Below are 15292 nucleotides of genomic sequence, written 5' to 3'. Positions count from 1 at the left end.
CGTTTCCTACACGGGATGCTGTGGCTGGAACCCGGCCTCGAACAACGGCACCAGCCAGTCGAGGAAAGCGGTCACCCGCGGCGACAGGTGGCGCCGGTGCGGGTACAGCGCGGACAGCGGCATCGCTGCCGCCGGCCATGCGGACAGCACTTCGACAAGCGAACCGTCGCTCAGGTGTTCGCGCGCGTCGTAGGCGGGGATCTGGATCAGGCCAAGCCCGGCAAGGCAGCAGGCGACGTAGGTCTCGACGTTGTTGACCGTGACCCTGGCCTGCATCGGCTTGGTCAGCACGACTCCGTCCTCGACGTATTCCCACTCCTCGATACGGCCGCTGGTCGGAGAGGCGTAGTGGATCGCGAAGTGCCGGTCGAGGTCGGCGGGAACCTGCGGCAAGCCATGGCGTGCCAGATACCCCGGACTGGCGAGGTTCATCATGCGCAGATGCCCGAGTGGCCGCGCGGCCAGGCGCGAATCGCGCAGTTCGCCGACGCGGATCGCAAGATCGACGCCCTCCTCTACGAGGTCGACGGCGCGGTCGCTCGAACGCAGTTCGAGTTCGATGTCCGGGAACTCGGCGAAGAATCCCGGCAGGGCCGGGGCGATGACCCGCCGCGCGATGCGGTTCGGCACGTCGACGCGCAAGCGGCCACGCGGGCGCATCCCGGTCCCGCGGAACCGGCTTTCACCCTCATCGATGTCCGCGAGCAGGCGCTGGCACCAGGCGTGGCAGGCGATGCCTTCGTCGGTCAACTGCATGCGCCGCGTGGTGCGCTGGAGCAGGCGTACGCCGAGATACGACTCGAAACGCTGGACGATCGTCGACACGCTCGAGCGCGGCATGCGCAGGCTGTCGGCGGCCCGCGTGAAATTGCCGGCGTCGACGACGCGGACGAAGACCTCGATGGCCTGGAGACGATCCATGGCCTCCTCCCGGTGATTGGTCGAGAAATCCGACGATACCATTCAGTTCGAGCCGATTTATCTTCCTTCACGTCCAAATCATGCTCAAGACCCCAATCATCAGGAGTCCCGCATGAGTGCCCGCACCCTCACCGGAAAAGTCGCCGTCATCGCCGGCGGCGGCAAGAACCTCGGCGCACTGATCGCTCGCCAGTTCGCCGAAGCCGGCACGCGCGGCATCGCCCTGCACTACAACAGCGATGCCTCCAAGGCCGAAACCGAACGCACCGCCGCCGCACTGAAGACCCTCGGCTGCGAAGCGATCCTCGTGCAGGGAAACCTCGCCGAGGTCGAAAGCAACACACGCCTGTTCGATACCGCGCAGCGGCACTTCGGCCAGATCGATGTGGCCGTCAACACCGCCGGCGTGGTCATCAAGAAGCCGATCCTCGAAGTCACCGAGGCCGACTACGACCGGAGCTTCGACGCCAACGCCAAGGCCGCGTTCTTCTTCATCCAGCAGGCCGGCCGCACGCTCGCCGACGGCGGCAGCATCGTCACCATCGTCAGCTCGCTGCTCGCCGCCTACACGCCGTTCTATGCGGTCTATCCGGCCAGCAAGGCTGCGGTCGAGCACTTCACGCGCGCTGCCTCGAAGGAGTTCGGTGCACGCGGCATCTCGGTCAACGCGATCGGCCCGGGCCCGATGGACACGCCGTTCTTCTACGGCCAGGAAACACCCGAGGCCGTCGCCTACCACAGCACCGCCGCGGCACTCAGCGGCTATTCGAAGAAGGGCCTGACCGATATCGAGGACATTGCCCCGATCGTGCGCTTCCTCGTCACCGAAGGCTGGTGGATCACCGGGCAGACGATCTTCGCCAACGGCGGCTACACCACGCGCTGACCGCCGATGGCATCATGGGCGCGCGCGAAACGCGCGTGGCCCATGGAGCCCGAATGAACGCATCCTTCGTCCCCCTGCTCGCCCGCGTGCTGCTGGCCGGCATCTTCATCGGACTCGGCAGCGAACGCCTGCTCGGTGCCACCGGCGTCGGCCCGCTCGCCGGCACGGCCATCTCCAGCGGCAATCTCGTCCTCAGCGCCCTCGAACTGACCGCCGGCCTGCTCCTCGCGATCGGCTGGCAGGTGCGCATCCTGGCCCTGCTCATCGCCGTCTTCCTGGTTGCCGATGCCTTCCTCGCGCATCCGTTCTGGCGCTACCACGGCGCGGAGGCGCATGGGCAATGGCTGCACTTCCTCAAGAATCTTGCCATCGTCGGCGGCCTGCTCCTGCTCGCGACCATTCCACGCGGGCGGCGCTGATATCGATCCCACCGCGCGAGGCGGGCAACCCATACTGACGGAGCGAGGGCATGGCGATCGAAGGCACGGGTGGGGAACTGGTCAAGGTGGTCGCCCTGCTCGGCGCGGCCGTGGTCATGGTGCCGATCTTCCGGCGCATCGGTCTCGGATCGGTGCTCGGCTATCTCGCCGCCGGCCTTGTCATCGGCCCGTTCGGGCTGAAGTGGATATCCGATCCCGCGGCAATCCTGCATGTCGCCGAGCTCGGCGTGGTCATGTTCCTGTTCGTCGTCGGCATGGAAATGCAGCCCTCGCACCTGTGGAAGCTGCGTCGCCAGATCTTCGGCCTCGGCGCCCTGCAGATCGCCACCTGCACGTTCGGCCTGACCGGCGTCGGCCTCGCCTTCGGCTTCCCGCTGCCGGTGTCGTTGATCGGCGCGATGGGCTTCGTGCTGACCTCGACCGCGATCGTCATGCAACTGCTCGACGAACGCGGCGACATCAGCCAGCCGCGCGGCCAGCGCATGGTCTCGATCCTGCTGTTCGAGGATCTGCTGATCGTGCCGCTGCTCGCCCTGGTCGCCTTCATGTCGCCACACCATGTCGACGCCGGGCAGTCACGCTGGGCCGGCATCGGCATCGGCATCGCTGCCTTGGCCGGCCTGATCGTGGCCGGCCTGTGGCTGCTCAATCCCCTGTTCCGCGTCCTCGCCCGCGCCAAGGCGCGCGAGGTGATGACCGCAGCGGCCCTGTTCGTCGTGCTCGGTGCGGCCCTGCTCATGCAGCTCGGTGGCCTGTCGATGGCCATGGGCGCCTTCCTTGCCGGTGTGCTGCTGTCGGAATCGACGTTCCGGCACCAGCTCGAAGCCGACATCGAACCGTTCCGCGGCATCCTGCTCGGCCTGTTCTTCCTCGCCGTCGGCATGTCGCTGGATCTCGCGGTGGTCGCGCGCAACGGGCCGCTGATCCTCGGCGGGGTGCTATCGCTGATGGCGATGAAAGCACTGTGCATCTACGTCGTCGCACGCCTCACCCGCGCCAGCCATGTCGATGCGATCGACCGCGCCGTGCTGATGGCCCAGGGCGGCGAGTTCGCTTTCGTGCTGTTCTCGCATGCCGCCAATGCCGGGGTGATCGATGCTGCGATCAACGCCAATCTCACCGCCATCGTCGTGCTGTCGATGGCATTGACACCACTGGCGATGCTGGCCCTGCGCCGACTCTCGCCGAAGCGCGGCCCATCGATGGACGGGGTCGAGGCCGCGCATGACCTCGAAGGCACTGTCCTGATCATCGGCTTCGGCCGCTTCGGCCAGGTCGTCAGCCAGTTGCTGCTCGCGCGCGGGTTCGACATCGCGATCATCGACACGGACACCGACATGATTCGCGCCGCCACCACGTTCGGTTTCAAGATCTACTACGGTGACGGCTGTCGCCTCGACGTGCTGCATGCCTCGGGCGCCGGTCGCGCCCGGCTGATCGCGGCCTGTGTCGACGATCGCCGCACGACCAGTCGTATCGTCGAGCTGGCGCGCCACGAGTTTCCGCAGGCGAAGCTGCTGGTGCGCGCCTTCGACCGCGAGCATGCGGTCGAACTGATCGGCCAGGGCGTCGATCACCTGGTGCGCGAGACCTTCGAGTCCGCGATGACCTTCGGCGAGGTGGCACTGCGTGAACTCGGCGTCGACGCGGAGCAAGCCAGGGAGACAGCGGCGGATATCCGCCGCCGCGATGCCGAACGCCTCAAACTCGACATCGCCGGAGGGTTCGGCGCGGGCCGCCACCTGCTGCTCGGCAATGCGCCGAAACCGACGCCCTACACGACTCCGGCCAAACGCAGCCAGGCCCTCAGCGAGGAAACGGCCAGGGTGGCCGCCACGACGGACCAGCAATGAGGGTGCCCGCATCGTGTCCACTCCTGCGAGCAGGGCACAGGTGGCGTCCGCGGATCGGGATCGAACCGCCCTGCAGTCAGCCCAAGCGCGCTCGCGGCAGCGCTCGTGGATGCTCGCACGGGCAACAACGCCAACAAAAAACCCTCCCGCTCGCACGGGAGGGGCGGTTCTGTCACGCGGGCCGTCGGGCCTGCCGCAGCAGGCCCGGCGGCGAGGCGTCAGTCGAGCTTGAGGCCCTTCTTGTTGCTGTCGCGGCGCTTGCGCTCCTTGGCCGCGTATTCGGCCTCACAGCCACCACGCTCCACCATCACGCAGCTGAGATAATCGGTGATCTCAACCAGCACGGCGCGGATCGCCTTGCCGGCGGGGGTGTTCTTCTCGTTGGCCAGGGTGCCGCCAAAGCCGCCGCGGAACACACCGACGCTGACGCCACCACCTGAGGTACGACCTTCGACCGTACGCGAGAAGTCGACTTCACCGGTGGTCGCGTTGACCACGCGCACGTCGACCGCAATGTAGGCCTCGCTCTTCTTGCCGCCGAGCGCGATGCCCTTGAACGCGATCGCGCCGCCGGTGCTGGCGGTGTTCTCTTCGTACGAAGTCACCGTGCCCATCACCAGGTAATCGGCACCGGTCAACTGACCCATCTTGGCGCCGCTGCCCGAACGCACCCGACCCGAGGCGGCGAGATTCTGCTCCTCCAGCACCTTCTCGAGCTTGGCACGTTCGACCACACGGAAGCTGCCGGTACTGGAGAGTTCGTTCGACAGCATGCCCGAGAGTTCCCAGCCCACACCGCCGCGCCACCAGGCTGCGCCGGATTCGTTCTTGAACTCGGCGACACCGATCGAGGGCTTGCCCTGCGCGAATGCCGTGCCCGAAACCATTGAGGCGATGGCCATCGCGGCCACCACTGCAAACTTCTTCATCAGCTTGTGCTCCCGTAAGGATTGCTTCGAACCGACCCGTGTCGCCCGCCCCATAGGAGCGATCGGCGCGCATTCTAGCAGGCTGCAAATGCCGTTATGCGTCCCGTTGCGCGGACACCTGTTGCAGGGCTTCACCCAACGAATGCAAAACGTTTCACATTCGCTGCGGCGCAGCAAAGAACGCCTGCCGACATCGGGTGATGCGGGCCACTGCATGCATGCGCGCAGCCAACTCCAGCTCCCGTCCGCCGCAAACGCTGAACCTTGCGCTTGCCTCGATGGCGCATTCGGCTACAGTGAGGTTCCGTTCAGCCCATTCAGAAGCCGGTGGAAACCCCGATCCTGCTGCACAATCCGCGCTGTTCGAAATCGCGCGAGGCCCTCGCCCTGCTGGAAGCGCGCGGGGTCGCGTTCGAGGTCGCCGAGTACCTCAAGGCTCCGCCAACCAAGGCATTCGTCGCCGACCTGTTGACCCGCCTGGACGTGGAGCCGCGCGCGCTGATGCGCACCGGCGAACCGCGCTATGCCGAACTCGGCCTCGACGATGCGGGACTCGGACGCGAGGAACTCATCGCCGCACTCGTCGCCAATCCCGCCCTGCTGCAACGCCCGATCCTGCTCGCCAACGGCAAGGCGGCGATCGGCCGGCCGCCCGAAGCGATCCTCTCCATCCTCTGATGGACAAGTTGCAGGCGATGCAGTTGTTCGTGCGCGTCGTCGACGCCGGAAGCTTCACCGCCGCAGCTGGCCAGATGGGTATTTCGCGCGCGCTGGCGAGCAAGCAGATCCAGGCGCTCGAAGACAGCCTCGGCGTACGCCTGCTCAACCGCACGACACGGCGTGTCAGCCTGACCGATCCCGGCAAGAACTACTACGCGCGCGTCAACGACGTGCTCAACGCGCTCGCCGAAGCAGAGGCAGAAGCGGCCGAACTGCAGATCGAACCGCGCGGACGCATGCGCGTCAGTGCGCCTATCTCGTTCGCCGTGCGCCATCTCGCTCCTGCGCTGGCCGAGTTCCAGAAGCGCTTTCCGCGCGTGGAGTTGGAGCTCGGCCTCAACGACCGCCTGGTCGACATCGTCGATGAGGGCTACGACCTCGCGATCCGCATCGGTCGGCTCGCCGATTCGAGCCTGGTCGCGCGGCGCATCGCACTGGTGAGCCTGGTCACGGTGGCGGCGCCGTCCTATCTCGACCGTGCCGGTACGCCACAGCACCCCGACGAACTTGTGGCCCACAACGCGCTGATCTACACCTTGTCGCAGAAGCCCGGCGAATGGAGCTTCACACGCCGGGGTGAAACCGTGCAGGTCAAGCTGGCCGGCAATCTCCGTGTCAACAACGGCGACTACGTACTGGCGGCGGCGATCGAGGGCTGCGGCATCGGCCTGCTGCCGACCTTCATCGCCTGCGATGCGCTGAAAACGGGCCGGCTCGTACCCGTACTCGCCGACTGGCAGGTACCGGAGATCGGCATTCACGCGGTCTACCCGCAGACCCGCGCATTGCCGGCAAAGACGCGCGCGCTGATCGATTTCCTGGTCGAGCGCTTCGGTCCCGAGCCGTATTGGGAGCGCGCCTGCTGCGAGGCGCACGAAACGCCCGCAGGAGCCCCTTCAGGGGCGATCATCAATTCGTCGAAAAGCATCGCCCCCAAAGGGGCTCCTGCGGGGGCTCCTGCGACCGAGCGCAAAATCAATCGAGGATCGTGAACGCGTCGGCGTCCATCCACGCCGGGAAACGTTCGCGGTGCGCGGCCAAGGCCTGCGGATCGAGGCTCACCGTGACGACCTGTTCCTGTGCGCCGAGTTCGACCAGCGGCTGGCCGAGGAAATCGAGAACGGCGCTGTCGCCGCTGTAGGCATGGCCGTTGCCATCGCTGCCGACACGATTGACGCCGACGCAGTAGCTCAGGTTCTCGATTGCGCGCGCACGCAGCAGGGTCGACCAGGCGTAGCGGCGCGGCGACGGCCAGTTGGCGACGAACACGAGCAGGTCGTAGTCGAAGCGCTGCGCCTCGCGCGACCAGCGGTTGCGCAGCCAGACCGGGAAACGCAGGTCGTAGCAGACCTGCGGACAGATGCGCCAGCCGTTGATGTCCACGACGAGGCGTTCGCTGCCCCCGGTGTAGCGCTCGTGTTCGCCGGCCATGCGGAACAGGTGGCGCTTGTCGTAGCAGGCATGGCTGCCGTCCGGGCACATCCAGACCAGCCGGTTCACGCACTTGTCGCCCTCGCGCACGACCAAGCTGCCGGTGACGACCGCACCGACCTCGGCGGCGAGGCCGCGCAGCCAGCGCAGGCCCTCGCCGTCCATCGTCTCGGCATTGCCAAGCGTTTCGTTGGTGAAGCCGCTGAGGAAGGTTTCGGGCAGGACGACGAGATCGCCCTGCCCGGCCAGCGTGCGCACCAGCCCGCCGTAATATTCGCGGTTGCCCGCAGCGTCATGCCAGCGCGTCGAGCCCTGCACCAGGGACACGCGCAGCGGAGCGGTGGGCAGGTTCATCGCTGTCGATTCCTCACAGGACGCGCAGGCGCTCGGCGCCCGCCCGCAGCACGTCGTCGGACTTGGCGAAGCAGAAGCGCACCAGACGCTGGCCCGAAGGCGGCGTCTCGTAGAACGACGACAGGGGGATCGCCGCGACACCCGCCGTCGTCACCATCCATTCGCAGAAGGCGAGGTCGTCCTTTTCGCTGATGGCCGAGTAGTCGGCGACCTGGAAATAGGCACCGCCGACGGGCAGCAGGCGGAAACGCGAACCTTCCATCAGGCCGCGGAAGAACTCGCGCCGCGCCTGGTAGAACGCCGGCAGCTCAAGATAGTGTTGCGGCAGGCGTTCCAGCACCTCGGCAAGCGCGATCTGCGCCGGCGTGAAGGTGCAGAACGTGAGGTACTGATGGACCTTGCGGAACTCGGCGCTGAGCGCCTGCGGGGCGACGCAGTAGCCGATCTTCCAGCCCGTGCAGTGGAAGGTCTTGCCGAACGAGCTGACCACGAAGCTGCGCGCAGCGAGTTCGTTGTGGCGCAGCACGCTCTGGTGCAGGGCTCCATCGAAGACGATGTGCTCATAGACCTCGTCGGACAAAACGAAGATGCCGGTGTCGCGGGTCAGCGCGGCGAGTTCGTCGAGGTCGGCGGCCGAGAACACCGAGCCACAAGGGTTGTGCGGCGTATTGACGACGATCATGCGCGTGCGCGGCGTGAGCGCATCGCGCACGCGCTGCCAGTCCACCGAGAAATCACTGCCGTCGAGTGGCACGTGCACGGCAACACCACCATTCAGTTCGATCGCCGGTTCATAGCTGTCGTAGCAGGGATCGAGCACGATGACCTCGTCACCCGTGCGCACGACCGCCGCGATCGCGGCGAACAGCGCCTCGGTCGCACCCGAGGTCACGGTCACCTCGGTGTCGGCATCCACCGCACGGCCGTAAAGCGCCTTCGTCTTGAGCGCGATCTGCTGGCGCAGCGCCGGCCAACCGCTCATCGGCGCGTACTGGTTGCGACCGGCACTCATCGCCGCGGTGAGCCCGTCACGCAGTTCCTGCGGACCGTCGAAGTCGGGAAAGCCCTGGCCGAGATTCACCGCATCGTGGGTTGCGGCAAGCTGGCTCATGACCGTGAAGATCGTCGTGCCGACCTTCGGCAGCTTGGTTTCGATCTGCATCGCTTCCCGAATGGATGTCCAATTGGCCGAGGATGGTAGCACGCAGCTGCGGACGGCCAGTTTGACCATGCTGCCCCGACGACGATGAAATTGTGTATCGCGTGGCCCGCTCGCTAAGCTGCGCCGATGGACGGCCTCCGTCACCGACTCATTCGCCTGCACTGGCTCGGCTTCGTGCTGCTCGCGTTGTGCGTGCTGGCGCGTCCAGCGCTGGAGTTGGCCAGTGAACTGCACAGCGACCTGCATGCGCTTGCACATGCCGGGCTGGCTCTCGATGAAGCCGGCGAGCGCGCCGAGCACGCTCCACCAGAGGGCTGGCATGTGTTGATGCACATCGATGCCTGCTGCTGCACGCCGGTGCTGCCGGCCGCGACGACGGTCGAGTTGGCCGCCCTGCTACCAGGATTCGTCGCCATCGACCATGCCCCGGGCATACCCCCATACCCGCGCCCTGACCTGTTGCGCCCTCCGATCAGTGGTTGAAGCCGACCGGCCCTTCATCCCTTCAATCGGAGTCCTGCCATGTCCATCCGGATGGCGACCTTCGTCGCCTTGGCGGTCGGCGCCTGTGCGCATGCACGGGCGCAGCCGACGCCTGCAACGATCAGTCTCGACGAGGCCAGCACCCGCGTCGAGCGCAATCATCCCGCGCTTGCCGGCTTTGCCGCGACCCGCGACGTCCTCTCCGCCGAAGCGGAACTCGCCGCGCTGCGACCGTCACCACGCCTGGGCCTCGACATCGAGAACGCGCTCGGCAGCGGCAGCGCAAGCGGCTTCGACGGCGCGGAGTTGAGCTTCGGCCTCGGCTCGGTGATCGAGCGCGGCGGCAAGCGGCCAGCGCGCGTCGCCGTCGCCGAACGGCGTCGCGAGGCACTCGCCAGTGCCGAAGACGCGAAGCGACTCGACCTGCTCGCCGAGGTAGCGCGTCGCTACCTCGACCTGGTCGCCGCGCAGGCAGAGGAAACGATTGCCGGCGACGCTGTCGCTCAGCGCACGCACACGCTGCGCGCGACGAAGCGACGCTTCGATGCCGGCGCCTCACCAGCTTCCGTACATCTGGCTGCGCAGGCCGAACTCGCCCGTGCAAACCTCGAACTCGTACGCGCACAGCAGGCCCAGGCCGCGGCCGCCCTGCGGCTCGCCATCATGTGGGGTGGCAACGATGCCATCGGCCTGCGCGCCGACATGGCGACGCCGTTCATTCCAACCGTGCCCGCCTTCGCCGATATCGACGGCCTGCTCGCGACGACGCCTGAACTACGTCGCTACGCCGACGAGGAACGCCTGCGCGAGGCGCGCGTGCAGCTCGCACGCAGCGAGGCGCACGCCGATATCGAATGGCGAGTCGGTGTACGTCGCTTGCAGGCCACGGATGACTGGGGCCTGGTCGGCAGTGTGACCCTGCCCCTGGGTACGCGCCCACGCGCCGCGTTCGCCATCCGCGCCGCGGAAGCCGAGCGGGAAGCCGTACGCCACGAGCGCGAGGCCGGCCTGCTCGACCTGCGCTCGGTTCTCGCCGAAGCGCATGCCCGCCTCAACGCGCGCGCTCTCGAAGCCAACCACCTGCGCGACGAGGTCATCCCACGGTTCGACGCCGCCGCCGCGGCAGCGGAACGCGCCTTCCGGGCAGGTGCGGCGAGCCAGCTCGAGTGGTCTCAGTTGCAGGCAGAAACGACGACGCTCAAGCGCCAGCAGCTCGCCGCCACGGTCGAGGCCCAACGCGCCCTCATCGAAATCCAAAGACTGACCGGCCATGCCTTCGGCGCGACCGCGCAGAGGACATCCACACCATGAAACTCCGACTCATCCTTGCCATCCTCTCCATCGTTGCGCTCGCCTCCGGCCCCGTCGCCTGCTCGAGACACGAGGCAGCCGACGGACACGCACACGAGCACGACGCTACCCACGACCACCACGGTGACCACGGCGATAGCCATGACGAACACGCGGCGCGGGACGTCGACCGCACCACGATATCCGCGGCGATCGCCGCCCGGTCCGGCATTCGCACGACACCGGCTGCCGGCGGCGAGATCCGCGACGAACACGAGGTGCAGGGCCTCGTCACGCCGGTCGAAGGGCGTCGCGCCCGGGTCTTCGCACGCTTTCCCGGACCGATCAAGCGGGTCTACGCCGGAGTCGGTGACGACGTGCGTGCTGGCCAGACCCTGGCCGTGGTCGAAAGCAACATCAGCCTTTCGGACTACGCGGTCCTCGCCCCGTTCGCCGGTACGGTGATGGCGCGCAATGCCGCCCCCGGCGACCTGGCCGGCGACGCACCACTGTTCGAAATCGCCGACCTGTCGACGGTATGGGTCGACCTGCATCTGTTCGGCGCCGACGCCCAGCACATCACCCCGGGCCTGCCGGTCGAGGTCGTCCGCCTCGGTGATGGCCTGGGCGTGACAACACGGCTGGACCGCGTATTGCCCGGCACGGCAACGGCGAGCCAGAGCACGGTTGCGCGTGCCACGATCGCCAATGCCGATCGCCATTGGCGGATCGGCGCGGCCGTGCGCGCGCGCGTGACCGTGGCCGTCGATGTGGTCGATCTGCTCGTGCCGCAGTCGGCCCTGCAACGCCTGCGTGACCGCGATGTGGTGTTCGTCCGCACTGGTGAGGTCTACGCAGCGCGACAGGTCGAACTCGGCCGGCGCGACGGCACCAATGTCGAGGTGCTGGCGGGTCTCACCGCTGGCGAGGAGGTGGTCGTCGAACAGAGCTACCTCATCAAGGCGGACATCGGGAAATCCGGCGCCTCGCACGACCACTGAGGGCCGCCGACATGCTCGAACGCATCATTCGCATGGCCATCGCGCAGCGCGCCCTCATGCTCGTGCTGACCCTCGTGCTCGCCATGATCGGCGCATGGAGCTGGAAGCAACTGCCGATCGACGCGACACCAGACATCACCAATGTCCAGGTTCAGATCAACACGATCGCACCCGGTTTCTCGCCGCTCGAGGCGGAACAACGCGTGACGTTTCCGCTCGAGAACGCGCTGACCGGCCTGGCCCGTCTCGACTACACGCGTTCGCTGTCGCGCTACGGCCTGTCGCAAGTGACCGTCGTCTTCGAGGACGGCACCGACATCTGGTTCGCCCGCCAGCAGGTTGCCGAACGCCTGCAGCAGGCACGCACGCGACTGCCGGCCGGCATCGAGCCTGAACTTGGGCCGGTATCGACCGGGCTCGGCGAGATCTACATGTATACGGTCGAGGCCGACGGCCCGAAAGCCGATGGAACGACATGGACGCCGACCGATCTGCGCACGGTACAGGACTGGATCGTGCGTCCGCAGCTGCGCAACACCCCAGGTGTCACCGAGGTGAACACGATCGGCGGCTTCGAACGCCAGATCCACGTCACCCCCGACCCGGCCAGGATGGTCGCCCACGGCTTCACCCTCCAGGACATCGTCAGCGCAATCGCCATCAACAACGAGAACATCGGCGCCGGCTACATCGAGCGCAACGGCCAGCAGTACCTCGTGCGCGTGCCGGGGCAGGTCGCCGGGCTCGAAGCTCTGCGCGCAATCGTGCTGGCCCGGCGAGACGGCATTCCGATCCGTATCGGTGATGTCGCCGATGTCGGCGAAGGTCCGGAGCTGCGCACCGGAGCGGCCACGCAGAACGGCGAAGAGGTCGTGCTTGGCACGGTGTTCATGCTGGTTGGCGGCAACAGCCGTACGGTCGCCCGAGCGACCGCCGAGCGCCTGCGCGCGATCGCGCCCAGCCTGCCTGAAGGCGTCGTCGCACGTCCCGTCTACGACCGTACCGCCCTCGTCGAACGCACCATCGCGACCGTGCGCACGAACCTGGTCGAAGGGGCGCTGCTCGTCGTTGCCGTGCTGTTCGCCCTGCTCGGCAACCTGCGTGCGGCGCTGATCACCGCGGCAGTGATCCCGTTCGCCATGCTCATGACCTTCATCGGCATGCAGCGCGGCGGCGTCTCGGGAAACCTGATGAGTCTCGGCGCGCTCGACTTCGGCCTGATCGTCGACGGCGCGGTCATCATCGTCGAGAACTGCCTGCGCCGCTTCGGCGAACGCCAACAGGCGCTTGGCCGGGTGATGACACGCGAGGAACGCCTCGATCTCACCGCCGTGGCAGCCGCCGAAGTGATCCGGCCGAGCCTGTTCGGCATCGCCATCATCACCGCGGTCTACGTACCCGTATTCGCGCTCGGCGGCATCGAAGGCAAGATGTTCCACCCGATGGCGCTGACCGTGGTGCTCGCGTTGGGTTCGGCGATGCTGCTGTCGTTGACCTGGGTGCCGGCGGCAATCGCCATGTTCCTGGGCGGGCACGTGCGCGAGCACGACAGCCGACCACTGCGTTTCGCGCACCGGATATACGCAAGCGCGCTCGAATCGTTGCTGCGCCTGCGCCTTGTCGCGGTGGGCGCGGCCATGCTGCTCGTCGTCGCCGCTGCCGCGCTCGCGGGGCGGCTCGGTTCCGAGTTCATCCCGAGCCTCGATGAGGGCGACATCGCCCTGCACGCGATGCGTATTCCCGGTACCAGCCTGAGCCAGGCCGTATCGATGCAATCGACGCTGGAAGCACGGCTCGCACGCTTCCCCGAGGTCGAACGCGTGTTCGGCAAGCTCGGCACGGCCGAAGTGGCGACCGATCCGATGCCGCCATCGGTGGCCGATACCTTCCTGATCCTCAAGCCGCGCGACGAGTGGCCGGATCCACGCAAGCCGAAGCCGCAGCTCGTCGCGGAAATCGAGCGGGCCGCCAACGAACTACCCGGCAGCAGCCACGAGTTCACCCAGCCGATCCAGATGCGCATGAACGAGCTCATTTCCGGGGTGCGTGCCGACGTCGCGATCAAGCTCTACGGCGACGACCTCGACACCTTGGCCGAGGTCGGCCGGCGCATCGAGGCTGTCGCGACTCGCGTGCCGGGGTCCGCCGACGTCAAGCTCGAACAGACCACCGGCCTGCCACTGCTGACCATCACCCCCGATGCAGCGGGGCTCGCCCGCTACGGCCTGAACCAGATCGCCGTGCAGTCGGCCATCGGCACCGCGATCGGCGGCACCGTCGCCGGCCAGCTGTTCGAGGGCGACCGGCGCTTCGACATCGTCGTGCGCCTGCCCGAGGCTCTGCGCAGTGACCCGGCGCGCCTCGCCGACCTGCCGATCCCGCTTGCGACAAATGATGCCGGGCACGATGAGTCGAGCCGCGCCGAAAACTGGGCGAGCGGCAATCCGACCACGGTGCCACTGCGTGAACTGGCGACGATCGACTACGGCGAAGGGCCGAACCAGATCAATCGCGAGAATGGCAAGCGCCGGGTGGTCGTCACTGCGAACGTGCGCGGTCGCGATCTCGGCAGTTTCGTCGAGGAGTTGCGTACGCGCATCGTCGATGAAGTCGACATCCCGAGCGGCTACTGGATCGACTACGGCGGCACCTTCGAACAGCTGATCTCGGCGGCGCGGAGGCTGGCGGTGGTAGTGCCCGTGACCCTGGTCGTGATTTTCGGCTTGCTCTATGTGGCTTTCCGCTCGGTTCGCGACGCAGCGATCGTGTTCAGCGGCGTGCCACTGGCCCTGACGGGCGGTGTCGCCGCACTATGGCTGCGCGACATTCCACTATCGGTGTCCGCCGCCGTGGGCTTCATCGCCCTGTCCGGCATCGCCGTGCTCAATGGCATCGTCATGATCAGTTTCATCCGCGCCCTGCGCAGCCAGGGTATCGGGCTCGATCAGGCCATTCTCGACGGCGCGACCGGTCGTCTGCGCGCGGTACTGATGACCGCACTGGTTGCCGCGCTCGGCTTCGTGCCGATGGCGCTCAACGTGGGCCCTGGCTCGGAAGTGCAGCGGCCATTGGCCAGCGTGGTCATCGGCGGCATCGTTTCTTCGACATTGCTGACCCTGTTCGTGCTGCCTGCGCTGTACCGGCTCGTCCATTGGCGCGAAGCGACAACTGGGTGACGGCGACTGCCCGATCAGGAGCCGATGGCGCGCCCGTGCGCGGAGCGCGCCATCCAGCGCCGCGCCATGCGCCGCAGCGATTCGTCAGCTCCTGGATCGGCGGCAATCGCCGCGATGTCCACCCACGCCAGGTCGAGTGACTCATCGCCCACGGTGAATGCCTCGTCAGCCGTCGCACGCACGACATGGCGCACGTCGTAGTGCCAGTGTCCGGGCTCGGTTCCGCGCTCGGGAATCCAGTGGCGGTCGATGTCGAAGATCTCCGGCTCGACCGTCAGGCCGTGCAGCCCCGACTCCTCTGTGGCTTCGCGCAGAGCAACCAGGGAGAGATCGCGCTCGCCGTCTGCATGGCCGCCGAGCTGCAACCAGCGGCCAAGCTTGCGATGGTGGGTCAGCAGCACGCGCCGACCATCACCGCTGACCAGCCAGGCCGAGCCGGTGAAGTGGCCGGCCAGGCGTGTGCGTACGAAAGGATCCTCCGGGTCGTCGAGCAGGCAGGTGAAAGCAACCCATTCCGAGGTCGGTGCGAGCGCGGCGAAGGCCGCGAGGGCGGCACGCAGCACCGTGGCAGGTTCGGTCATGACTGGATATGTCCGGAATGAATGACGCAAGCATGCCGTGATTATCGCGCCCAACGGCCGCCCAT

The 15292-nt window shown here is 67.1% G+C and carries 14 protein-coding genes; 9 read left to right on the top strand and 5 right to left on the bottom strand.

The features are described 5' to 3' along the window. Positions 1 to 6: 6 nt before the first annotated feature. Complete coding sequence (locus KF907_RS13165) at positions 7 to 921, bottom strand: LysR family transcriptional regulator (RefSeq protein WP_291221051.1); 915 nt, start codon at positions 919 to 921, stop codon at positions 7 to 9. A gap of 112 nt (positions 922 to 1033) precedes the next feature. Here KF907_RS13165 and KF907_RS13160 point away from each other — a divergent pair, with 112 nt between their 5' ends. From KF907_RS13160 to KF907_RS13150, 3 genes are read left to right on the top strand one after another with little or no spacing between them, the layout of a single operon-like run. Continuing rightward, positions 1034 to 1807 carry an SDR family oxidoreductase gene (locus tag KF907_RS13160; RefSeq protein WP_291221050.1) on the top strand — a complete coding sequence of 258 codons (774 nt, stop codon included), beginning with the start codon at positions 1034 to 1036 and terminating at the stop codon, positions 1805 to 1807. Between the two features lie 53 nt (positions 1808 to 1860). Then, the gene (locus KF907_RS13155) at positions 1861 to 2226 is read left to right on the top strand and encodes a DoxX family protein (protein ID WP_291221049.1); all 366 of its coding nucleotides are present in this window, start codon (positions 1861 to 1863) and stop codon (positions 2224 to 2226) included. A 50-nt stretch (positions 2227 to 2276) separates the two neighbouring features. Further along, a complete protein-coding gene (locus KF907_RS13150; RefSeq protein WP_291221048.1) occupies positions 2277 to 4100 on the top strand; it encodes a monovalent cation:proton antiporter-2 (CPA2) family protein in 1824 nt (607 codons plus the stop codon). Between the two features lie 218 nt (positions 4101 to 4318). On the opposite strand, the gene KF907_RS13145 is transcribed toward KF907_RS13150, so the two are convergent. Next, positions 4319 to 5029 (bottom strand): CsgG/HfaB family protein, encoded by a 711-nt coding sequence (locus KF907_RS13145; RefSeq protein ID WP_291221047.1) that lies wholly within the window; start codon positions 5027 to 5029, stop codon positions 4319 to 4321. A 327-nt stretch (positions 5030 to 5356) separates the two neighbouring features. On the opposite strand from KF907_RS13145, the gene arsC reads away from it, so the two are divergent. Then, positions 5357 to 5707, top strand: a complete 351-nt coding sequence (gene arsC / locus KF907_RS13140) for an arsenate reductase (glutaredoxin) (protein ID WP_291221046.1) — start codon at positions 5357 to 5359, stop codon at positions 5705 to 5707. After that, positions 5707 to 6741, top strand: a complete 1035-nt coding sequence (locus tag KF907_RS13135; protein WP_291221045.1) for a LysR family transcriptional regulator — start codon at positions 5707 to 5709, stop codon at positions 6739 to 6741. Before arsC ends, KF907_RS13135 begins: the two co-directional genes overlap by 1 nt. On the opposite strand, the gene KF907_RS13130 is transcribed toward KF907_RS13135, so the two are convergent. After that, positions 6725 to 7534 (bottom strand): amidohydrolase, encoded by an 810-nt coding sequence (locus tag KF907_RS13130; RefSeq protein WP_291221043.1) that lies wholly within the window; start codon positions 7532 to 7534, stop codon positions 6725 to 6727. The genes KF907_RS13135 and KF907_RS13130 overlap by 17 nt on opposite strands. A gap of 13 nt (positions 7535 to 7547) precedes the next feature. After that, the gene (locus KF907_RS13125; RefSeq protein WP_291221042.1) at positions 7548 to 8696 is read right to left on the bottom strand and encodes a pyridoxal phosphate-dependent aminotransferase; all 1149 of its coding nucleotides are present in this window, start codon (positions 8694 to 8696) and stop codon (positions 7548 to 7550) included. Between the two features lie 126 nt (positions 8697 to 8822). Between KF907_RS13125 and KF907_RS13120 the strand changes: the two genes are divergently transcribed. From KF907_RS13120 to KF907_RS13105, 4 genes are read left to right on the top strand one after another with little or no spacing between them, the layout of a single operon-like run. Beyond that, positions 8823 to 9179, top strand: a complete 357-nt coding sequence (locus KF907_RS13120) for a hypothetical protein (protein WP_291221040.1) — start codon at positions 8823 to 8825, stop codon at positions 9177 to 9179. Positions 9180 to 9218: 39 nt separating this feature from the next. Continuing rightward, the gene (locus KF907_RS13115) at positions 9219 to 10490 is read left to right on the top strand and encodes a TolC family protein (RefSeq protein ID WP_291221038.1); all 1272 of its coding nucleotides are present in this window, start codon (positions 9219 to 9221) and stop codon (positions 10488 to 10490) included. Beyond that, on the top strand, positions 10487 to 11470 hold the full coding sequence (locus KF907_RS13110) for an efflux RND transporter periplasmic adaptor subunit (RefSeq protein WP_291221036.1): 984 nt from the start codon (positions 10487 to 10489) through the stop codon (positions 11468 to 11470). Before KF907_RS13115 ends, KF907_RS13110 begins: the two co-directional genes overlap by 4 nt. Before the next feature lie 11 nt (positions 11471 to 11481). After that, positions 11482 to 14646: an efflux RND transporter permease subunit gene (locus KF907_RS13105; RefSeq protein WP_291221034.1), complete on the top strand. Its 3165-nt coding sequence runs from the start codon at positions 11482 to 11484 to the stop codon at positions 14644 to 14646. Between the two features lie 14 nt (positions 14647 to 14660). Here the strand turns inward: KF907_RS13105 and KF907_RS13100 are convergent, their stop codons facing one another. Further along, complete coding sequence (locus KF907_RS13100; RefSeq protein WP_291221032.1) at positions 14661 to 15227, bottom strand: NUDIX hydrolase; 567 nt, start codon at positions 15225 to 15227, stop codon at positions 14661 to 14663. Positions 15228 to 15292: the final 65 nt, after the last annotated feature.

This window comes from Dokdonella sp. (genome assembly GCF_019634775.1).
Taxonomy (GTDB): Bacteria; Pseudomonadota; Gammaproteobacteria; order Xanthomonadales; family Rhodanobacteraceae; genus Dokdonella.
This window is presented reverse-complemented; position numbering and strand designations above follow the sequence as displayed.